We start from the raw sequence: 19392 nt of genomic DNA, 5'->3' as shown, positions 1-19392 counted from the left end.
TTAGGGCGGAAGGACCAAGTAAACGGGGCGGAATGCATTTGCGTTCCATGAATATATGAACCGCCTCTCGGGCCTTGCAAGGCGGCTCGTAACGATCCGTGTCTTACCGAACGGGGCGGAGTGCGCTAGAGTGGCGGAATGATCGTGCTCTTTACGGATTTCGGGCTGTCCGGCCCCTACACCGGGCAGATGAAGGCGGTGCTGGCGCGGATGGCGCCGGGCCTGCCGGTCATCGACCTGTTCGCCGACGCGCCCGCCTTCGACCCGCAGCTGTCGGCCTATCTGCTGGCCGCCTACGCTCAGGAGTTCCCGGCGGACAGCGTTTTCCTCTGCGTGGTGGACCCCGGCGTCGGGACCGACCGCCGCCCGCTGGTGGTGGAGGCCGACGGACGCCGCTTCGTCGGGCCGGACAACGGCCTGTTCGAGCTTCTGCGGCGGCGGGCCGAGTCGGTGCGCGCCTGGACCATCGGCTGGCGGCCCGAGCGGCTGTCGGCCAGCTTCCACGGGCGGGACCTGTTCGCCCCGGTGGCGGCCAGCCTTGCCATGGGGAACCCGGTCGCGCTGGAGCCCGTCGCTCCGGCCAGTCTCGCGCGGTCCGACTGGCCGGACGATCTGGCGCGGATCGTCTATGTGGACGTCTACGGCAATGCCATGACCGGCCTGCGCGCTGACCGGCTGCCGGAGAACGCGGTGCTGCGGGCCGGTGGGCGCACGGTGCGCCGGGGCCGGACCTTCGCCGACGTCCCGGTGGGGGAGGCGCTGTGGTACGCGAACTCCAGCGGTCTGGCGGAGATCGCCGTCAACCGGGGCCGCGCCGACCATGACGCCGGGCTGGGGGTGGGGACGCCGGTGGAGGTCGTCCTATAGCCCGTCCAGGCAGAGGTCGAGCAGCGCCAGATCCACGGGGCGGACCAGCACGGTGACCGGGCTGTTCCCCGGCTGGGCGTCCGGCGCGCCGGCGGTCAGGATGATCCGGGTGTGCGGGTAGAGCATGCAGGCCAGCGCCGCGGCCCGGTCCCCCTCATCCTCCAGCCGGTGGCGGCGCAGCAGGGCGACGGACGGACCCTCGGCCCCGATGAGGCTCAGCGCCTCGAAGCCGCCGGACACCGTGGACACGGTGAAGCCGCGTTCGGCCAGATGGCGGGCCAGCGCGTCCCGCTGGCCGGGATCGTCGTCGGCGACCACGGCGCTGCGGCCCCCCTGGCCGGGCGGGCGGATGTCGGCGTCGATGGAAAAGCCGGTCGTCATGGGGGTCTCACCACGGGCTTCCCCGAACTTCAGGGGCCTTGAACCTGAGGGGCTTTCTAAGCCAAGCGGATTGCGGTTGCAAATCCCCATGGGCGGCACGCGCCGCCCGATCAGCGGATCTTGAGGTCAGCGGATTTTGACGACGGTGGGACGGTCGACGATGGACAGCATCGGCAGGTCGCTGGGCCGGTTGCCGTAGCCCCAGGTCTCGCCGAACGGGCCATTGGCGGCGATCCAGCCGCGCACCCGTTCCAGCTTGTCGAGCCGGACGCAATTGCCGGTGCACAGCCGCCCGGTCAGGGTGCCGTCCTCCACCTCCATCCCGGTGGCGAGCAGGTCGTCGACGTTCAGCCCGCGCAGCAGCGCCGGCATGTAGACGTCGAGCGCCCCGGTGGCGACGACCACCCGTCGCCCCTCGCGCCGGTGCATCTTCAGGGTCTCGACCAGCGGGGCGTGCCAGCGGATGCGATGGACCAGCCGCTCCGCGGCGGCCAGCGCGTCGGCCACCGGAACGCCGCGCAGCGTGCGGCGCAGCAGGATGGTCTTGACCGATCCCGGAAAATCCACCCCCGGCCCGCGCCCGCGCGCGTGGCGGTGCAGGCCGGACCGCAGGGCGTCCAGGAAGGCCAGCCGGGCGCGGTTGCGCCCGATGACCTCGCCGATGAACATCAGCAGGCTGTCGCCGTGGATCAGCGTCCCGTCGAAGTCGAAGAAGGCCACCCCCGGTGCGATGGAGGCCAGGGGACCGACGCCGTGTGTGGTGGCGCCTCCGGTGGAGGGACCGGAGGTGATGGCGTCGAAAACGGGCGTGGCGCTGGTCTGCATGCGCCCTTATCCGGCGGAACGCGCCGCGTCACAAGCCAAATGCGTTGAACGGCGCCGTCCGGGGCAACTTAAAGCGAACTTCCGTTCGCTTTAGATTCACATCGCCTCATTCGCCGGCTCTCAGCGGATGCCGATGGCATCCGCCTGCCGCCAGCGGGAACGATGTTCCCGCGAGAGGCGGGCTTCGGCCGCATGTGCGGCCGGGACCGCCGTCGCGGTCCAAAGCGGATTGCAATCCGCTTTAGTGCAGCGACGGGCTGGGGGAATCATCCGCGTCGTCCGCCTCGATGAGCATCTCGCCCACGGCGATTTCTCCGGCGCATTCCTCCAGCCCGGCCTTCACGGCGATCAGGAGGTTGATGATCTCGCCGTTGTCCTGCTCCAGGATGCGCAGGCGCTCCTCCAACTTGTCCAGACGGCGGGTGACGCTGTCGGTCAGCCGATCGAGGCGGGCGAGAACCGGGTCGTTGTTCGTGTCGTCCATGGCGGCGGTTGGTCCGTCGATGATTCGTGTGCGGTCCTGAAGCTAGGACCACGCACCGCCTCTGGACAGACCCGCGCCCGGCGCAACCCGCAATTGATGGGATTGTCGTCCGGATGGTGCCCGGCGAGTCCCAAAGGACTCAAGGCTGGGCACGCCCGGGCGTTACTCCCCCTCCGACGTGGTGGTGCGGCGGCGCAACGGAACACCATACAATTCGAGCCTATGGCCGAGCAGTTCATAGCCCAATTCGCGGGCTATGACTTCCTTCAGCCGTTCGAGATCTTCATTCTGGAACTCCACCACCTTTCCGGATTCGAGATCGATCAGGTGATGATGGTGCTCCGACCCGGCTTCCTCGTAGCGGGCGCGGCCGTCGCCGAAGTCCAGCCGGTCGATGACGTTCGCGTCCTCGAACAGGCGCATCGTGCGGTAGACGGTGGCGATGGAGATGCGCGGATCGATGGTGGACGCCCGGCGGTGAACCTCCTCCACGTCGGGGTGGTCGGCGGCCTCCGACAGCACGCGCGAGATCACGCGGCGCTGGTCGGTCATCTTCAGCCCTTTCTCGATGCAGAGCTGTTCGAGGCGCGAAGGCATGGAAGTCCCCTTGTTGTCGTCTCACTGGCGCGCGCGGTTCGGCCCCGTATGGCTTGGCGCCTGTGGCCCCGGCCGCGCGTTGGCCGCCGTCCCTCCCCGGCACGGCCACCCAAAAGCCCGAGCACCATACTGTGATTCGGAACCATTCACAAACGCCGACGTTTGGTGTCGGCTTACGGAGAGGGCGCGCGCCATGATGACCCTGGACATCCACCACACCACCACCTACCGCTACGCCAATCCGGTGACCTTCGGCGACCACCGCCTGATGTTCCGGCCCCGCGACAGCCACGATCTGCGGTTGATCGAGACGGGTCTGGTGATCAGCCCGCCGCCGGCCTCCGTCCGCTGGCTCCACGACGTTTTCGGCAACTCCATCGCGGTGGCGAGATTCGACCAGCCGGCGACGGAGCTGCGCTTCGAAAGCCACATCCGGGTCGATCACTACCCGATGGGCGAGCTGGAATTCCCCATCGAGGACTACGCGCGCTCCTATCCCTTCAGCTATTCCGCGGAGGAGGTGCCGGATCTGGCGCTGACCACCCAGCGGCACTATCCGGACCCCGAGCATCTGGTGGACGAATGGGCCCGGCAGTTCGTGACGCTGGGCGAGGGCGGGCCGCCCGACACGCAGGACATGCTGGTGTCGATGACCCGGGCCATCAAGGAGACCTTCACCTATCAGGCCCGCGACCTGGAAGGCACCCAGAGCCCGGTGGACACCCTGACGTGGAAGAGCGGCTCCTGCCGCGACTTCGCGCTTCTGATGATGGAGGCGGTGCGCTCGCTTGGCTTCGCGGCGCGCTTCGTATCCGGTTACCTCTACGATCCCGCGCGGGACGGGCAGGAGGGCGCGATGACCGGCGGCGGGGCGACCCACGCCTGGGTGGAGATCTACCTGCCGGGCTGCGGCTGGGTGGAGTTCGACCCGACCAACGGCATCGTCGGCGGCAAGAACCTGATCCGCGTCGCCGTCGCCCGCGACCCCTCGCAGGCGGTGCCGCTCGGTGGTTCCTGGATCGGAGCGCCGGCGGATTTCCTCGGCATGACGGTGGATGTGCAGGTCACCGCGACCGGCGGGACGGGTGCCGGCGGCGCTCCGCAGAACCCGGTGCCGGCGGCCGGCGCCGCCTGACACGGCAACCAATTGCAAACGAACGTCTGGCAGGATGGAGGGTCCGGGGCTGCTTCGGTTCCGGACTAACCGTCCCATCCGACAGACGAGGCTGCGTCACCCCGTGCTCGATCCCGATCCGACCAGTCCCGCCCCCGGCGGCACGCCGGAAACGGAGGCCGCCCCTGTCCTGACGGCGGCCCTGCTGGCCGTCCCTGAGCCGTCCGTCGGGCCGGACGTGCCCTGCCGCACCCTGCGGGATCGGTTGGCCGCCCAGCCCGGCCTGCCGGCGCTCGCCGTGACGGCGGAGGACGGACGCGTTCTGGGGCTGGTGGACCGTCTGGCGCTGGCGGGGATTGCCGATCCGCAGGCGCCGGCACGGACGGCGATGGACCCGGCGCCGCTGCTGGTCGAGGCGGACCTTCCGCTCTGCGAGGTCGCGCGGCGGATCATGCAGGACAATCCCGGCGCGCTGGCGTCCGGCTTCGTCGTGCTGGAGAACGGGCGGTACCTCGGCATCGGGTCGGGGGTGGCTCTGCTGGCGCGGACGGACGAGCAGATCATCGAGCGGACCCGCCAGCTTGACGAGGCCCGCCGCGCCGCGGAGCGCGCCAACCGGGCCAAGACCGCCTTCTTCGCCTGCATGAGCCATGAGATCCGCACCCCGCTGAACGCCATGATGGGTTTCGCGGAGCTGCTGGAACAGGAGGTCCTGGGGCCGATCTCCAACCCGCTCTACCGCGACTACGCCCGCGACATCGCGGAAAGCGGTCGCCATCTGATGGACCTGATCAACGACCTGCTCGACCTGTCGAAGGCCGAGGCCGGGCGGCTGGAGCTGGCCGAATCCCTGGTGGACGTGCCGCGCGTCGCCGTGGGCAGCGCCCGCCTGCTGTCCGACCGCGCCGGGCGGGCCGGGGTCGGCATCGACACGGAGCTACCGCCCGACCTGCCGCCGCTGCGCGCCGACGAGCGCAAGCTGAGGCAGATGCTGCTGAACCTGCTGTCAAACGCGGTGAAGTTCACGCCGCCCGACGGGGTGGTCACTCTGAACGGCCGCGTGGCGGCCGATGGGACGCTGTGCCTGTCGGTGCACGACACCGGCATCGGCATGACCGCCGACGAGCTGGAAAAGGCGCTGGAGCCCTGGGGCCAGATCGACAGCGCGCTGGGCCGCAACCACATCGGCACCGGCCTCGGCCTGCCTCTGACCAAGCGGCTGGTGGAGCTTCACGGCGGCCGTCTTGACATCGACACCGCCCCCGACCGCGGCACCACCATGACGCTGGTCTTCCCGGCGGAGCGGGTGGGCGGGTAGCGTTGCCCCCACCCCGGCCCTCCCCGCTCTCGCAGGGGAGGGAGATTTGGTCCCCTCCCCTGCGAGAGCGGGGAGGGTTAGGAGGGGGCACCGTGGGGCTTATGCCAGCCCCTTCTCCATTGCGCTCGCCAGACGGCGGGCGAAGGCGGCGGGGTCGGGCAGGGCCTCGCCTTCCACGATGCGCGCTTGGTCGAGCAGCAGCCACGCCGCGTCGTCCAGCGAGGTCGCCGCACCGCTCGCCTTGGCGCGCTCGGCGAGGCGCTTGATCAGCGGGTGGGCGGGATTGACCTCCAGGATGCGCTTGGCCGCCGGGGCGTCCATGCCGAGCTGCTTGTGCTGCTTCAGCAGGCGCTCCAGGTGCATGTCCATGTCGTTCTCGTCGGCGACGAGGCAGACGGCGCTGTCGGTCAGGCGCTCCGACGGGCGGACGTCCTTCACCACGTCCTGGAGCGTCAGCTTCAGCAGGACCAGCAGGTCGGTCAGCTCACCTTCGGAGGCCTTCTCCTCGGCCGGCTTCTCCTCGCCGCCCTGGATCTTGCCGAGATCGGCGCCGCCGCGGGTCACCGACTTGAAGGGCTTGTCCTGGAAGCTGCCGACCGACGGCACCCAGAACTCGTCCACCGGGTCGGTCAGCAGAAGCACCTCGACGCCCTTGGCCTTGAAGCCTTCAAGCTGCGGGCTGCGCTTCAGCGTCTCGATGTCGTCGCCGCTGATGGTGAAGATGGCCTCCTGGCCCTCCTTCATGCGACCCAGATACTCCTCCAGCGAGACCAGACCGTCACCGGCGGTGCTGCGGAAGCGCATCAGCTTCAGCAGATCGTCCCGGTGCTCGTAGTCGTCGTAGAGGCCCTCCTTGAGGACGGCGCCGAAATTCTCCCAGAAGGCCGCGTATTCCTCCGCCTTCTCAGTGTCGCGGGCCTTCTTGCCCAGCTCCGACAGGACGCGGCGGGTGATGCCGGCGCGGATCTTGGCCAGCATCGGGTTGTGCTGGAGCATCTCGCGGCTGATGTTCAGCGGCAGATCCTCGCTGTCCACCACGCCGCGCAGGAAGCGCAGGTAGGGCGGCAGCAGCCCTTCCGCCGAATCGGTGATGAAGACGCGCTTGACGTACAGCTTCACCCGGTGGGCGCGCTTGGGGTCGAACAGGTCGAACGGCTTGGAGGACGGCACGAACAGCAGGTTCGTGTATTCGATGGCGCCCTCGGCCCGCCAGTGCAGGGTCAGCCACGGATCGTCGAAGGCGTGCCCGACATGGTGGTAGAACTCCGTGTACTGCTCCGCCGTGATCTCGTTCTTGGAGCGCATCCACAGGGCCGAGGCGCTGTTCAGCGACTTGGCGTCCTCGCCCTCCCCGAAGAGGATCGGGATGGCGATGTGGTCGGAGTATTTGCGGACGATGGCGGAGAGGCGGTGCTCCTCCAGATACTCGTCGTCGCCTTCGCGCAGGTGCAGCTTGATCTGCGTGCCGCGCGGCAGGTCGGCCACGTCGGAGATGGTGAACTCGCCCTTGCCGTCCGACAGCCAGCGCCAGCCCTGCGTCTCCCCGGCCTTGCGGGTCAGCACCTCCACCCGGTCGGCGACCATGAAGGCGGAGTAGAAGCCGACGCCGAACTGGCCGATCAGGTTGACGTCCTTCTTGGCCTCGCCCTCCTTGGCGCTGTCCTTCAGGTTGCGCATGAAGGCGGCGGTGCCTGAGCGCGCGATGGTGCCGAGGTTCTCGACCAGATCCTCGCGGTTCATGCCGATGCCGTTGTCGGCCACGGTGAGGGTCCGCGCCTCCTTGTCCACGATCAGCCGGACCTTCAGGTTCGGGTCGTCGGCGGACAGTTCGGGCTGCGTCAGCGCGGCGTAGCGCAGCCGGTCGCAGGCGTCGGAGGCGTTGGAGACCAGCTCGCGCAGGAAGACTTCCTTCTCGCTGTAGAGCGAGTGCGCGACGATGTCGAGCAGGCGGCTGACCTCGGCCTGGAAGCTGAGCCGTTCCTCGGTCATGGTGTCATCCTTGATCGTTCTTGTTGGTGGTGGGCTTGTTGGTGGTGGGCTTGCCGATGGGTCCGGAGGACGGCGCAGATATGTGCGAGCGCGCGGCCCCATGCAAGAGCGATCGGCTGGCGTTGTCGTGGAGTTTCGCAACCGGAGTGGTGGGGTGAGGGAAGTCTTGCCCCCACCCTAACCCTCCCCCGCTGGGCGGGGGAGGGGACTAAAATTTCCGGCCCCAAGCCTCAGCGCTTCTTGCCCTGGATCGGCTCCGGCGTCGGCTGGCCCATGCCCATCATCGCGCTCATGTCCGCCCCGTTCAGCAGGAACTGGCCGGTCTCGGTGACGTCGATCTTGTAGCTGCGCACGTCGTTGCCGGCGTCGTCCTTGGACGCCTGCCCGAAGGCCTGGAGCATGGCGATCACGCCCAGCGCGTTCTGGGTGCTCTCGTCGGCCTTCTTGCCCGGCTTGGGCTGCATCGCCTTGGTGGCGGCGTCCAGACCGCGCAGCAGCACGGTGCTGCTGCCCACCGCGCCGAAGGCGGAGTTGGCGGCCATGCGCATGGCGCCGGTCATGGTGCCGGAGATCGCCGGGGTGTTGACGACGAAGCGGTCGATGCTCAGCTCCGTCCCGATCTCGGCCATGGCGCCCATCAGCCGGTTGCCGATGGCGGCCATCGCCGCCTCGTCGGCCCCGTCATCGGGCAGGGCGGCCTCCTCCTCGCCGTCTTCCTCTTCATCCTCCTCGCCCGCGGCGGCCTGGGCCTCGGCGAGCGTGGCGAGGTCGGCGAAGGCCCGCCACAGCGAGGCGGTCGGCAGCTTCGCGGTGCTGATCTGGATGTCCAGCTTGTCCGGCATGAAGGCCTTCGGCGCCACCTCCGGCTCCAGCGTCAGGCCGCTGGACTCGATCCCGAAGGTGGTCGAGGCCATCGGCTTGTCCAGATCCTCGGCGCTGCCGCGCAGGACGAGCTGGCCGAGGGCGAGGCGGGTGCCATCCTCCGGGTTCAGGGCGGTCAGGCCGGACAGGCGGAGCCGCCCGCTGGCCCCGCCCATCAGGTTCTGCATCAGCGGGATCAGCTCCGCCGCCGGGGGCTGGGTGCCGGCCAGGGCGTGGGTCTGGGTCAGCCGCTGCATGGCGTCGGCGCGGGCGAGGTCGACGCGGGTGTAGGTGCCCTCCATCGTCAGGCCGCCGAGATTCAGCACCTCCTTCTTCGTCTCGTCGAGGAAGCGCAGGTTGCTGACGGACAGGGCGCCGGGGCCGCTCCACAGCGGGGTGCCGGCGGCGGCGGTGCCGTCCGGCTTCAACTCCCCGGCGACGGTGATGGCGCCGACGGTCAGGGCGCTCTCGTCCTTCTTGCCCTTCTTGCCCTTGCGGTCGCTGGTGACCGACAGGTCGCCCAACTCCGCGTCCATGGACAGCGCCGTCTCGTAGGCGCCGGACCACAGGGCACTGATGCGCTGGCGGCCCAGCTTGACGGTGGCCGACGGCTTGCCGTTGTCCAGGATGGCGACGCGGTCGGGCAGGGTGGCGGTGACGGCGTGGGTGTTGCCGTCCTGCGGCTTCACCATCAGGCGGATGGTGCCGATGTCGGCGGTGGTGCCGTCATCCGACACCGCGGTCAGGGCGGGCAGGGCGACCTCGTAATGGTCGCCGGCCGGGGTCGCCACCGGCTCGCCGGTCCAGCGCAGCTCGGTCGTGTCGCCCTCGCTCTTGGGGAACCAGCGGGCCAGCCCGTCCTTCAGCGCGGCGGCCAGCGCCCTGGCCCCGTCCTCGGTCACCGGGGGGGCCTCCGCGCGGGCGGCGGCGGGCGGCAGCGCCAGGGTTGCGAGCATCAGCGCGGCGGCGAGCGGACGGGCGGGAAGACGGCGCATGGTGTGGCGCATGAGGAATCCCTTAGGGTGGAGCGCGCCAGGGTAGACGGGATAACCGGCGCCCGTCCATCGGCCCGAGGTTTTATACCGTTTCCGAAAGAGTGCGGCCCCGGATGGTCCTTGCGGCATGGCACGGCCGCCCTGACGCTTGCATTGCCGGTCCCCAGGCCCAAAACTTACGCTTATGACCTCTGTCCTTTCTTCGTCCGGGGGCGGTCTGGGTGCGGGTGGCCGGGTGGTCGCCGTGCTGGGGCCGACCAACACCGGGAAAACCCATCTCGCCATCGAGCGCATGCTCGGCCACCGGACGGGGATGATCGGCTTTCCGCTGCGCCTGCTGGCCCGCGAGAACTACGACCGTATCGTGTCGATCAAGGGCAAAAACGCCGTGGCCCTGGTGACGGGGGAGGAGAAGATCCTGCCGCCCAGCCCGTCCTACTGGGTGTGCACGGTGGAATCCATGCCGCTCGACCGGGCGGTGGACTTCCTGGCGGTGGACGAGGTGCAGCTCTGCGCCGATCCGGAGCGCGGGCACATCTTCACCGACCGGCTGCTCAACGCGCGCGGGCTGGTGGAGACGATGTTCCTCGGCTCCGACACGGTGCAGCCGCTGATCCGCCGGCTGGTGCCGCGGGCCGAGTTCATCAGCCGCCCGCGCTTCTCGCAGCTCACCTACGCCGGCTACCGCAAGCTGACGCGCCTGCCGCCGCGCTCCTGCGTCGTCGCCTTCTCGGCGACCGACGTCTACGCGCTGGCCGAGATGATCCGGCGCCAGCGCGGCGGCACCGCGGTGGTGCTGGGGGCGCTGTCCCCGCGCACCCGCAACGCCCAGGTCGGGCTCTATCAGGCGGGGGAGGTCGACTATCTGGTGGCGACCGACGCCATCGGCATGGGGCTGAACATGGACGTCGACCATGTCGCCTTCGCCCGCATCGTGAAGTTCGACGGCTTCGCCCCGCGCCGCCTGCGCGCGCCGGAGGTGGCGCAGATCGCCGGGCGCGCCGGGCGGCACATGCGCGACGGCACCTTCGGCACCACCGACGAGGTGGGCGAGCTGGAGGCCGACGTGGTCGACCGCGTCGAGAACCACCAGTTCGAGACGATCAAGACGCTGATGTGGCGCAACAGCAAGCTGCGCTTCGACACGCCGGGCTTCCTGCTGAAGTCGCTGGAGGAGCGCCCGCCGATCCCGGAGCTGCTGCGCGCCCGCGACGCCGACGACCATCTGGCGCTCCAGGCGCTGGTCCGCGACCATGAGGTGATGGACCTCGCCAAGGGCCGCGACAACGTGCGCCTGCTCTGGGAGGTTTGCCAGGTCCCCGACTTCCGCAAGGTGCTGTCGGACGCCCACACCCGGCTGCTCGGGCAGATCTTCCGGCAGCTGCGCACCGGCATCGGGCGGCTGGACGAGGACTGGGCGGCCAAGCAGATCGCCCGGCTGGACCGCACCGAGGGCGACATCGACGCGCTGGTCGCCCGCATCGCCCACATCCGCACCTGGACCTACATCTCCAACCGGCCGAGCTGGCTGACCGACCCGGTGCACTGGCAGGCGCGCACCCGCGCCATCGAGGACAAGCTGTCCGACGCCCTGCACGAGCGGCTGACGCAGCGCTTCATCGACCGCCGCTCGGCCACGCTGGTCCGGACGCTGAAGGACGGGCGGGAGCTGATCGGCGGCGTGCGCGCCGACGGCGAGGTGGTGGTGGAGGGTCACCCGGTGGGCCGGCTGGAGGGCTTCCGCTTCGTCCCCGACGCGCCGGAGCGCTCGGAGGAGGCCAAGTCCCTGCTGACCGCCGCCCGCCGCGCGCTGCGCGAGGAGGTGGCGTCCCGCCTGCGCGCCTTCGAGCAGGAGCCGGACGACGTGTTCGCCCTCGGGCCGGACGGGGTGCTGACGGCGGACGGCTTGCCGGTGGCCCGGCTCGGCCCCGGCCCGTCGGTTCTGACCCCGGCGGTTCTGCCCTTCGACGAGGGGCTGCTCGACCAGGGGCAGCTCGACCGCGTGCGCGTCCGCTTGGAGCGCTGGCTGAAGGACCGCGTCGCCGCCCGGCTGCGCCCCCTGCTGGCGTTGCGCGATGCGACCGATCTGACGGGAACGGCGCGGGGGCTGGCCTTCCAGCTCGTCGAGAACATGGGGGCGATGCCCCGCGCGCCGGTCGCTCCGATGGTGGAAGGGCTGGAGAAGGCCGACCGCAAGGCGCTGTCCCGCCACGGGGTGCGGCTCGGCGTGTCGCATCTCTACCTGACCGCGCTCGCCAAGCCGGGGGCCGTGGAACTGCGCGGGCTGCTGTGGGCGGTGAAGCACCGCCTGCCCCTGCCGGTGCCGATCCCGCCGCCGGGCCGCGTCTCGGTGGAGGCGACGGGCGCGCCGCCCGCCTTCTGGGAGGCCATCGGCTATCCGGCGGCGGGGCCGCGGGCGCTGCGGGTGGACATGCTCGACCGGCTGGAGACCGAGCTGCTGACGGCCGCCAAGGAGGGCCGGGCGGTGGCCGAGCCGGCGCTGGCCCAGATGATCGGCGCCAAGCCGGACGAGCTGGGGGCGGTGATGAAGGGGCTTGGCTACACCCGCTCGGTGGCGGAGGATGGGGCGGTCTCCTGGCGCCGCCGCCGCAACCCGCGCCACAAGCCCCGCCGCGAGGTCCCCGTCAACGCCGACCACCCCTTCGCCAAGCTGCGCCAGCTTTCGGGAATTGGATGAAGAGATACACACTTGCCCCCACCTGACCCTCCCCCGCTGGGCGGGGGAGGGGATGACGTTTGCGTGGTGGAAAACCCCTCCCCTGCCCAGCGGGGAGGGAAGGGCCCACGGCGTCAGCCGTGGGAAGGGTGGGGGCGCCGCATGACCGACCTCGATGACAACGACGACGATCTCCCCGGCTCCGACCCCACCCCGGCGGGCCGGCTGCGGATCGACAAGTGGCTGTGGTTCGCGCGCTTCTTCAAGACGCGCAGCCTCGCGGCGAAGCTGTGCAACGGCGGCGGCGTGCGGGTGTCCGGCACGGTGGTCGGCAAGGCGCATTACGCGGTGAAGCCCGGCGACGTGCTGACCTTCGCGCAGGGGCGGCACATCCGCGTCATCAAGGTGGTCGCGCTGGGCAGCCGGCGCGGCCCGGCGCCGGAGGCGCAGGCCCTTTACGAGGACCTCGCCCCGCCGGTGCGCGAGGAGGCGATCCACGACCCCTACCGCGCGCCGCCGGCCCCGCGGGAGCCCGGCGCCGGCCGCCCGACCAAGCGCGACCGCCGGGCGCTCGACCAGCTGTACGGAGAGGAGTAAGCCGGAACAGCCGGAGAAAGCGGGGGCGAAGCGCGGGCGGGGCATTGCCATTCGGGGGGCGCAACCTCATCTGCGCAAAATAATCCCGCAACGGCCGACTTTTTCGGAGCCCGCCGCCCTCATGCTCGAACTGTTCTCCGACCCGCAGGTCTGGGCCAGCCTCCTGACGCTCACCGCGTTGGAGATCGTGCTCGGCATCGACAACATCATCTTCATTTCGATCATGGCGGCCAAGCTGCCGGTCCACCAGCAGCAGAAGGCCCGGCAACTCGGTCTGGCGCTGGCGCTGGTCATGCGGCTTCTGCTGCTCGCCTCCATCTCCTGGGTGGCGACCCTGACGGAACCGCTGATCACCGTGCTCGGCATGGGCTTCTCGGGCCGCGACCTGATCCTGCTCGGAGGCGGCCTGTTCCTGCTGGCCAAGGGCACCATCGAGATCCACAACACCGTGGAAGGCCACGAGGAGGGCAGCGCCGCCCCCAAGCTCGCCAGCTTCGGCGCGGTGGTCGGTCAGATCATCGTGCTGGACATCGTCTTCTCGCTGGACAGCGTGATCACCGCGGTCGGCATGTCCAACGACCTGCCGGTGATGGTCACCGCCGTCGTCATCGCCATGGCGGTGATGCTGTTCGCCGCCCGCCCGGTGGGCGATTTCGTGAACCGCCACGTCACCGTGAAGATGCTGGCCCTGTCCTTCCTGCTGCTGGTCGGCGTGGCGCTGATCGCCGACGGCTTCGGCTTCCACATCCCGAAGGGCTATCTGTACTTCGCCATCGCCTTCTCGACGCTGGTCGAGGCGCTGAACCTGATGGCCGCCGCCCGCCGCAAACGGAAGAAGGCCGAAGCGCACTGACGCTCCGGCCCTCCTGAAGACGTGCTCGACGGGCCGCCCCTGCAATGGGGGCGGCCCGTTCGCTTTCCGGGGATCAGGTCCGCATCAGACCGTCGCGGAACTCCACCTCCTCCACCAGATGCTCGTAGGCGAGTTTGAACAGGTCGCGGATCGAGACGATGCCGACCGCGCGCTTGCCCTGGGTGATCGGCAGGTGGCGGTAGTGCTTCGACTGCATCAGGGTCAGCGCCTCGATGGCGTCCGCGTCCGGCGGCAGGGTGTCCGGGTTGCGGGTCATGATCGCCGATACCTCGGTCTCCAAGGCGTCGATCTGGGTGGAGAGCACCTTGTTGTTCAGGTCGCGCTCGGTGACGATGCCGACGAGGTCGCCGTGGTTCACCACCAGCACGGCGCCGATGTTCTTCTCCGCCATCAGCTTCGACACGGTCAGGACGGAGGTGTCCTCCGGCACAAGGATGAGTTCCTGCGACTTCACCACGTCCGGAACCAGCTTCCGCTTCATCATTTCCCCCAATTTGTAATTTGTTTACAAACTCAAGCGCTGCAGGGAAACAATAGCAAATATCGCGGGTGCAAAACTGCGGCAGAAGACCGCACCTCGGGCGAGGTGGTCCGGATGGGCGAGTGGGCGGTGCCTAGCGGCGGCGCAGCACGACGGTCAGGTTGTTGGCGGGCATTTCCACGACCTCGGCCAGAGCGAAGCCGGCGGCGGCGCGCTCCACCGCGTCGAGGTCGCGCACGCCCCAGGCGGGGTTGCGGGCCTTCAGGTCGGCGTCGAAGGCGGCGTTGCTCGGCGCGCTGTGCCGCCCGCCGCGCATGAAGGGGCCGTAGAGCAGCAGCGGACCGCCCACCGGCAGAAGGCGGGCGGCCCCGGCGAACAGACCGAGCGCCGCCTCCCACGGGGCGATGTGGATCATGTTGATGCAGACCACCGCGTCGGCCGCCTCGACCGGCCAGTCGCGCGCAGCGGCGTCGAGGTCCAGCGGGTCGCGCAGGTTGGGCAGCGCCGCCGCGGCGGCCCAGGAGCGGATGCTGTCACGCAAGCCCGGGTCGGGGTCGCTCGGCTGCCACGTTACGCCGGGCAGCGCCTCGGAGAAGGCCACGGCGTGCTGGCCGGTGCCGCTCGCCACCTCCAGCACCAGACCTTGCGGCGGCAGGACGCGGCGGAGCACCTCCAGGATGGGGGCGCGGTTGCGCTCCGTCGCGGGGGCGTGACGGCGGGAGGTCTCGGGGTGCAGCGGATCGAACATGGGGGCAGGCTACCCGCGCCCGGCGCCCAGGGCAACCGCGGCGGGCTCGCGGCGCCCGGCCATCCAGGCCCCGGCGGCGAGGGGGAGCGCGCCGGCCAGCACCGCCGCGGCGGCCCCCAGCAGGGCGGAATCGAAGCTGCCGGTGCGAGCCGCCACCATCCCCGCCGGCACCGGCCCGATGATCTGCCCCAGCCCGTAGACGGCGGTCAGCGCGCCGATGACGCGGGCCGACGCCCCGCCCGACAGGTGGCGCCCCAGCGTGAAGGACAGGGTGACGATGCCGACGAAGGTCCCGCCGAACAGCACGGCCGACAGCAGGGCCGCCGCGGGGAGCCGGTGATCGGCAGCAGGATGCCCACCGCCTGCACGACATGGGCGAGGATCAGCGCCCGCCAGAGGCCAAGCCGCCGCCCCGCCGCCGCCCAGAGGATGCCGGACGGCATGGCCGCCAGTCCGGTGACCATCCAGGCCGCGGCGCCGAGCGGCGCCGTCTCCGGCATGGTCTTCAGGATGGCGACCAGGAAGGTGCCGGTGACGATGTATCCGGCCCCCTCCAGGAAATAGGCCAGCGTCAGCAGGATCATCGGGGCGGAGGGGCGGAGGGAGGGCGCGGGTGTGGGCCGGGCGGCGGCCAGATGGCCAGGCTCGCGCGGCGGGTCGCTCACCCACAGCCATGACAGGGTGCCGAAGCCCAGGCAGGCCAGCCCCAGCCACAGCCAGTCGCCGCGCCAGCCGAGCCGGTCGCCCATCACGGCGACGAACAGGCCGCTCGACGCGATGCCGAGGCCGACGCCGGTGTAGAGCCAGCCGGTCCAGGACTCCCGCCCGGCGCGGGCCAGCGCGTCCAGCGTCATGGCAATGCCCAGGATGAACAGGCCGGCGCTGGCCAGCCCGGAGACGAAGCGCAGCACGGCCCAGGCCGCCATGCCCTCGGTGAAGCCCATGCCAGCGGTGGAGGTGACGCTGGCGATCAGCGCGGTGCGGAAGACGGCGGTGCGCGCCGCGCCCTGCGGCACCAGCCCGACGCCCAGCGCCCCCAGGAAGTAGCCGAGATAATTCAGCGAGGCGAGCAGCCCCGCGGCGTCGGTGCCCAGCCCGGTCGCCGCCTGCATCGCCGGCAGAATCGGCGTGAAGGCGAAGCGCCCCACCCCCATGGAGATGACCAGCACCAGCACGCCGCCGATCAGCACCCGGACCATGGCTTCCTCCCGCAGGCTCGTTTTTCGTGTGGGTCCATCCTCGCGCGACGGAACCCTCATTTCTAATGATTTGTTTCGATGGTATGCTTCACTGTGAGTGATGGGAGATGTTCGGATCGGGGAGGGTGGCGATGGACCTCGCGGGCCTGCGGGTGGTGAAAGCGGTGGCGGACACCGGCAGCGTCAGCCGGGCGGCGGAGACGCTGAACTGCGTCCAGTCCAACGTGACGGCGCGGCTGAAGCGTCTGGAGGAGGATCTCGGCGTGCCGCTGTTCCTGCGGCTCAGCCGCGGCATGGCGCCGACGCCGGCCGGGCGGGTGCTGGCCGACTACGCCGACCGCGTGCTGCGCCTCGTCGCCCAGGCGCGCGACGCGGTGGCCGACGCGGCGGGGCGGGGCGGGCGGCTGTCCGTGGGCACCATGGAGACCACCGCCGCCGTGCGGCTGCCGCCGATCCTCGCCCGCTTCCACGCGGAGAATCCGGATGTCGAGCTGACCATCGTCCCCGGCCCCACCGAAACCATGCTGGGGGAGGTGCTGGCCGGTCGCATCGACGGCGCCTTCGTCTCCGGGGCGGTGGAGCATCCCGAACTGGTCAGCCAGCCCGTCTTCGAGGAGGAGCTGGTGCTGGTCGAACCGGCCAGCGGCATCACCAGCGAGTCCGGGCGGAACACCCTTCTGGCCTTTCGGCGCGGCTGCGCCTACCGCGCGCGGGCCGAGACGGCGATGCGGGAGGCCGGGCGGGTTCCCTACCGCGTGATGGAGTTCGGGGCGCTGGAGGCCATCCTGGGCTGCGTCGGCGCCGGCATGGGCGTCACCGTCCTGCCCCGCGTCGTGGTGGAGCGGGAGCCCTGGCGCGGCCTGTTCACCGCCCGCCCGCTGCCGCCGGAACTGGCCCGCATGCCCACCCGTTTCGTCCGGCGGGTGGATTCCATGGAGACGGTGGCGCTGCGCACCTTCCTGGAGGCGGTCGCGGAGGGGAATATGGAGGGTGGGGCTGCGTCGCTTGCGCCCACACAACCGGCAGGGTTGATCCCGTCTCAGGCGGCGTGCTAGGCAAGCGCCGCGGTTGGCGCCATGGTTCTTTCATGACCTCGACCGCACCCACGCGCGAGCACGTCAGTCGAAGCGTCCATCGAAGCGACTCGAACCCCGGCGCGTGAACACCGCCGGAACTGGCGAGAACAGCGGAGAACGAATCATGCCCTACGTCGTGACGGAAGACTGCATCAAGTGCAAGTACACCGATTGCGTCGAGGTCTGCCCCGTGGACTGCTTCTACGAGGGCGAGAACATGCTGGTCATCCACCCGGATGAATGCATCGACTGCGGCGTGTGCGAGCCGGAATGCCCGGCCGAGGCCATCGTGCCGGACACCGACGGCCGTGCGGAGAAGTGGATGGAGCTGAACCGCGACTACGCGGCGCAGTGGCCCAACCTGACCCGCAAGAAGGACGCGCTGCCCGACGCCGACGCCATGAAGGGCGTGGACGGCAAGTTCGACAAGTTCTTCTCTCCGAAGGCCGGCGGCTAAGCGGAGTCGGGACTATTGCGGCGCATGACATTCTTTTGCCGCCATGCAAAAACGACAGGTCGGCCATCGGCGGGCAACGTCAGAATCCGGACGGCTGCCCGCGCGTAGCCTTTGTAACCCGGCCGTAACATCGCTATAATACGCGCCCGGAGCCGGCCTCAGCGTCATTGCCGGATTTCCCATAGACCAAGGGCTCAGTGCAACAGTGCGCGGCGTGGAGGACCCCATCCCCACGGTGTGTCGTTGTCACCGGGCCTTTTTCGCCCCCTCCACCGGGGCGGCAAAATGGCGCGATCGCGAGAAGTGAGAGCCAACCCAAATGTCGAACAAGCTTGACTTCGAGGCCGGTGACTTCGTCGTCTACCCGGCCCATGGCGTCGGTCGGGTCGAGGGAATCGAGACCCACAGCATCGCTGGCATGGATGTTCAGCTCTACGCGATCACGTTCGAAAAAGAGCGCATGACGCTCAAGGTTCCGGTCGGCAAGGCCAAGGCCGCCGGCCTGCGCCGCCTCAGCACGAAGGACCGCATCAAGGTCGCCCTGGAGACGCTGCAGGGCCGTTCGCGCGTCCGCCGCACGATGTGGAGCCGCCGCGCCCAGGAGTATGAGGCCAAGATCAACTCGGGCGACCCGGTGGCCATCGCGGAGGTCGTGCGCGACCTGTACCGCGGCGCCGACCAGTCCGACCAGTCCTACAGCGAGCGCCAGATCTATCAGGCCGCCCTGGAGCGTCTGGCCCGCGAACTGGCCGCCGTCGAGAAGATCGACGAGACCAAGGCCACCGAGCGGCTGGAGCTGGTCCTGAAGAAGGCCGCCTGATTCCCGTCCGAGCCCGTTTCCCGGTTCGGGGGACGGGAACCGCTTCGAGAGTGTGATGTTGACGATGAAGGCGCGGCGCTTTGGCCGCGCCTTTGTCTTAAGTTTTCGTCTTTCGCCGGGCCTGCGCGGCGCCTACACTCCCGCCCCCGGCCTGTTCTGGGCCGGTCCGTGACCGCTGGATGGGGTGAGCGTCTCCGGCATGTCTGAAGCGCAGAAATTCATCGATCTCCGAAACCCGCGGCGCATCTGGGCCGTCGGCTCGATCCATGCGCAGACGGACCATCTCCACGCCGTGCATGAGGTGATCGCGGCGCGCTTCCTGCCCGGCGACCGGCTCGTCTATCTCGGCAACATGGTCGGCTGGGGCGAGCGGGTGCTGGAGACGGTGGACGCCCTGCTAGCCTTCCGCACCTGGCTGCTGAGCTGGCGGGGCATGGAGGCCGGCGACATCGTCTATCTGCGCGGCGCGCAGGAGGAGATGTGGCACAAGCTGCTCCAGCTCCAGTTCGCGCCCGACCCGCAGCAGGTGCTCGACTGGATGACCCGCCACGGGGCGGGGGCCACGCTGGCCGCCTATGGCGGCACGGTGGAGCAGGGCATGGCGGCGGCCCGCGGCGGCACCATGACGCTCGGCCGCTGGACCCAAGGGCTGCGTCAGGCGATGCACGCGCAGCCCGGTCACGAAAATGTGTTCAACACCCTGCGCCGCGCCGCCTACTGCACCGGTCCGGAGAGCGGGGAGGGCGGTGTGCTGTTGGTCAGCGCCGGCGTGGACATTCGCCGCCCGCTGAACCACCAGGGCGACGCCTTCTGGTGGGGCGCGCCCGGTTTCGCCCAGATGTCAGAGCCTTACGGCGGTTTCGCCCGCGTCGTGCGGGGCTACGACCCGGCCCGCAAGGGCGTGGCGGTGACCGACCGCGTGGCGACCCTGGACGGCAATTGCGGGTTGGGTGGGCACCTCGTTTGTGGATGCCTGTCGCCTTCGGGTGAGATCCTGGACCTGTTCCAGGTCTGACCCATCTCCCTTTTTCC

Annotated in this window: 18 protein-coding genes and 1 pseudogene; 10 read left to right on the top strand and 9 right to left on the bottom strand. The window is 69.9% G+C overall.

What is annotated here, in order from left to right:
• Nucleotides 1-138 precede the first annotated feature (138 nt).
• On the top strand, nucleotides 139-867 hold the full coding sequence (locus ACWPXE_RS26085) for an SAM hydrolase/SAM-dependent halogenase family protein (RefSeq protein WP_454020172.1): 729 nt from the start codon (nucleotides 139-141) through the stop codon (nucleotides 865-867).
• Here the strand turns inward: ACWPXE_RS26085 and ACWPXE_RS26080 are convergent.
• From ACWPXE_RS26080 to ACWPXE_RS26065, 4 genes are all read right to left on the bottom strand, one after another.
• Nucleotides 862-1248: a response regulator gene (locus ACWPXE_RS26080; RefSeq protein ID WP_454020171.1), complete on the bottom strand. Its 387-nt coding sequence runs from the start codon at nucleotides 1246-1248 to the stop codon at nucleotides 862-864. The two genes, ACWPXE_RS26085 and ACWPXE_RS26080, sit on opposite strands and share 6 nt — an antisense overlap.
• 126 nt (nucleotides 1249-1374) lie before the next feature.
• Nucleotides 1375-2073, bottom strand: a complete 699-nt coding sequence (locus ACWPXE_RS26075) for an HAD family hydrolase (protein ID WP_454020170.1) — start codon at nucleotides 2071-2073, stop codon at nucleotides 1375-1377.
• Nucleotides 2074-2314: 241 nt separating this feature from the next.
• Nucleotides 2315-2557, bottom strand: coding sequence for a hypothetical protein (locus tag ACWPXE_RS26070; protein ID WP_237904683.1), 243 nt, complete (start codon nucleotides 2555-2557; stop codon nucleotides 2315-2317).
• 162 nt (nucleotides 2558-2719) lie between these two features.
• Nucleotides 2720-3154: a Fur family transcriptional regulator gene (locus ACWPXE_RS26065; protein WP_035679968.1), complete on the bottom strand. Its 435-nt coding sequence runs from the start codon at nucleotides 3152-3154 to the stop codon at nucleotides 2720-2722.
• A gap of 193 nt (nucleotides 3155-3347) precedes the next feature.
• Between ACWPXE_RS26065 and ACWPXE_RS26060 the strand changes: the two genes are divergently transcribed.
• Both ACWPXE_RS26060 and ACWPXE_RS26055 read left to right on the top strand, forming a co-directional pair.
• A complete protein-coding gene (locus tag ACWPXE_RS26060) occupies nucleotides 3348-4289 on the top strand; it encodes a transglutaminase family protein (RefSeq protein WP_454020169.1) in 942 nt (313 codons plus the stop codon).
• Nucleotides 4290-4392: 103 nt separating this feature from the next.
• On the top strand, nucleotides 4393-5586 hold the full coding sequence (locus tag ACWPXE_RS26055) for a sensor histidine kinase (protein ID WP_454020168.1): 1194 nt from the start codon (nucleotides 4393-4395) through the stop codon (nucleotides 5584-5586).
• A 99-nt stretch (nucleotides 5587-5685) separates the two neighbouring features.
• Here ACWPXE_RS26055 and htpG read toward each other — a convergent pair whose 3' ends face one another.
• A complete protein-coding gene (htpG, locus tag ACWPXE_RS26050) occupies nucleotides 5686-7575 on the bottom strand; it encodes a molecular chaperone HtpG (RefSeq protein ID WP_454020167.1) in 1890 nt (629 codons plus the stop codon).
• 230 nt (nucleotides 7576-7805) lie between these two features.
• Nucleotides 7806-9443 carry a hypothetical protein gene (locus ACWPXE_RS26045; protein WP_454020166.1) on the bottom strand — a complete coding sequence of 546 codons (1638 nt, stop codon included), beginning with the start codon at nucleotides 9441-9443 and terminating at the stop codon, nucleotides 7806-7808.
• Between the two features lie 172 nt (nucleotides 9444-9615).
• Here ACWPXE_RS26045 and ACWPXE_RS26040 point away from each other — a divergent pair, with 172 nt between their 5' ends.
• The 3 genes from ACWPXE_RS26040 (at nucleotide 9616) to ACWPXE_RS26030 (ending at nucleotide 13558) form a co-directional block, all read left to right on the top strand.
• Nucleotides 9616-12129, top strand: a complete 2514-nt coding sequence (locus ACWPXE_RS26040) for a helicase-related protein (protein ID WP_454020165.1) — start codon at nucleotides 9616-9618, stop codon at nucleotides 12127-12129.
• 141 nt (nucleotides 12130-12270) lie between these two features.
• Nucleotides 12271-12705 (top strand): RNA-binding S4 domain-containing protein, encoded by a 435-nt coding sequence (locus ACWPXE_RS26035; protein ID WP_454020164.1) that lies wholly within the window; start codon nucleotides 12271-12273, stop codon nucleotides 12703-12705.
• Between the two features lie 121 nt (nucleotides 12706-12826).
• On the top strand, nucleotides 12827-13558 hold the full coding sequence (locus tag ACWPXE_RS26030; RefSeq protein ID WP_454020163.1) for a TerC family protein: 732 nt from the start codon (nucleotides 12827-12829) through the stop codon (nucleotides 13556-13558).
• Nucleotides 13559-13631: 73 nt separating this feature from the next.
• Here ACWPXE_RS26030 and ACWPXE_RS26025 read toward each other — a convergent pair whose 3' ends face one another.
• From ACWPXE_RS26025 to ACWPXE_RS26015, 3 genes and pseudogenes are all read right to left on the bottom strand, one after another.
• Nucleotides 13632-14060: a CBS domain-containing protein gene (locus tag ACWPXE_RS26025; RefSeq protein WP_145623349.1), complete on the bottom strand. Its 429-nt coding sequence runs from the start codon at nucleotides 14058-14060 to the stop codon at nucleotides 13632-13634.
• 133 nt (nucleotides 14061-14193) lie between these two features.
• Complete coding sequence (locus tag ACWPXE_RS26020) at nucleotides 14194-14808, bottom strand: DUF938 domain-containing protein (protein ID WP_454020162.1); 615 nt, start codon at nucleotides 14806-14808, stop codon at nucleotides 14194-14196.
• A gap of 9 nt (nucleotides 14809-14817) precedes the next feature.
• A pseudogene (locus ACWPXE_RS26015) lies at nucleotides 14818-15920 on the bottom strand (YbfB/YjiJ family MFS transporter).
• A gap of 218 nt (nucleotides 15921-16138) precedes the next feature.
• Between ACWPXE_RS26015 and ACWPXE_RS26010 the strand changes: the two are divergent.
• The 4 genes from ACWPXE_RS26010 to ACWPXE_RS25995 all read left to right on the top strand — a co-directional run bounded on the left by ACWPXE_RS26010 (nucleotide 16139) and on the right by ACWPXE_RS25995 (nucleotide 19375).
• Nucleotides 16139-17062, top strand: coding sequence for a LysR substrate-binding domain-containing protein (locus tag ACWPXE_RS26010; protein WP_454020161.1), 924 nt, complete (start codon nucleotides 16139-16141; stop codon nucleotides 17060-17062).
• A gap of 145 nt (nucleotides 17063-17207) precedes the next feature.
• Nucleotides 17208-17540, top strand: a complete 333-nt coding sequence (gene fdxA, locus ACWPXE_RS26005) for a ferredoxin FdxA (RefSeq protein WP_014238741.1) — start codon at nucleotides 17208-17210, stop codon at nucleotides 17538-17540.
• Between the two features lie 319 nt (nucleotides 17541-17859).
• A complete protein-coding gene (locus ACWPXE_RS26000; protein ID WP_014238739.1) occupies nucleotides 17860-18360 on the top strand; it encodes a CarD family transcriptional regulator in 501 nt (166 codons plus the stop codon).
• A 199-nt stretch (nucleotides 18361-18559) separates the two neighbouring features.
• Nucleotides 18560-19375 (top strand): hypothetical protein, encoded by an 816-nt coding sequence (locus ACWPXE_RS25995; protein ID WP_014238738.1) that lies wholly within the window; start codon nucleotides 18560-18562, stop codon nucleotides 19373-19375.
• Nucleotides 19376-19392 lie beyond the last annotated feature (17 nt).

The sequence above is a fragment of the Azospirillum sp. Marseille-Q6669 genome, assembly GCF_965111635.1.
The sequence above is the reverse complement of the archived record's forward strand: the minus strand, read 5'-3'. Positions and strand labels throughout refer to the sequence as shown.

What these genes read in the sequence shown, in the direction of transcription:
- ACWPXE_RS26040 (WP_454020165.1), top strand. Translation starts at nt 9,616, where the DNA reads ATGACCTCTGTCCTTTCTTCGTCCGGGGGCGGTCTGGGTGCGGGTGGC.
- ACWPXE_RS26075 (WP_454020170.1), bottom strand. Translation starts at nt 2,073, where the DNA reads ATGCAGACCAGCGCCACGCCCGTTTTCGACGCCATCACCTCCGGTCCC.
- ACWPXE_RS26085 (WP_454020172.1), top strand. Translation starts at nt 139, where the DNA reads ATGATCGTGCTCTTTACGGATTTCGGGCTGTCCGGCCCCTACACCGGG.
- fdxA (WP_014238741.1), top strand. Translation starts at nt 17,208, where the DNA reads ATGCCCTACGTCGTGACGGAAGACTGCATCAAGTGCAAGTACACCGAT.
- ACWPXE_RS25995 (WP_014238738.1), top strand. Translation starts at nt 18,560, where the DNA reads ATGTCTGAAGCGCAGAAATTCATCGATCTCCGAAACCCGCGGCGCATC.
- ACWPXE_RS26030 (WP_454020163.1), top strand. Translation starts at nt 12,827, where the DNA reads ATGCTCGAACTGTTCTCCGACCCGCAGGTCTGGGCCAGCCTCCTGACG.
- ACWPXE_RS26025 (WP_145623349.1), bottom strand. Translation starts at nt 14,060, where the DNA reads ATGAAGCGGAAGCTGGTTCCGGACGTGGTGAAGTCGCAGGAACTCATC.
- ACWPXE_RS26080 (WP_454020171.1), bottom strand. Translation starts at nt 1,248, where the DNA reads ATGACGACCGGCTTTTCCATCGACGCCGACATCCGCCCGCCCGGCCAG.
- ACWPXE_RS26045 (WP_454020166.1), bottom strand. Translation starts at nt 9,443, where the DNA reads ATGCGCCACACCATGCGCCGTCTTCCCGCCCGTCCGCTCGCCGCCGCG.
- htpG (WP_454020167.1), bottom strand. Translation starts at nt 7,575, where the DNA reads ATGACCGAGGAACGGCTCAGCTTCCAGGCCGAGGTCAGCCGCCTGCTC.
- ACWPXE_RS26010 (WP_454020161.1), top strand. Translation starts at nt 16,139, where the DNA reads ATGGACCTCGCGGGCCTGCGGGTGGTGAAAGCGGTGGCGGACACCGGC.
- ACWPXE_RS26065 (WP_035679968.1), bottom strand. Translation starts at nt 3,154, where the DNA reads ATGCCTTCGCGCCTCGAACAGCTCTGCATCGAGAAAGGGCTGAAGATG.
- ACWPXE_RS26000 (WP_014238739.1), top strand. Translation starts at nt 17,860, where the DNA reads ATGTCGAACAAGCTTGACTTCGAGGCCGGTGACTTCGTCGTCTACCCG.
- ACWPXE_RS26035 (WP_454020164.1), top strand. Translation starts at nt 12,271, where the DNA reads ATGACCGACCTCGATGACAACGACGACGATCTCCCCGGCTCCGACCCC.
- ACWPXE_RS26070 (WP_237904683.1), bottom strand. Translation starts at nt 2,557, where the DNA reads ATGGACGACACGAACAACGACCCGGTTCTCGCCCGCCTCGATCGGCTG.
- ACWPXE_RS26060 (WP_454020169.1), top strand. Translation starts at nt 3,348, where the DNA reads ATGATGACCCTGGACATCCACCACACCACCACCTACCGCTACGCCAAT.
- ACWPXE_RS26020 (WP_454020162.1), bottom strand. Translation starts at nt 14,808, where the DNA reads ATGTTCGATCCGCTGCACCCCGAGACCTCCCGCCGTCACGCCCCCGCG.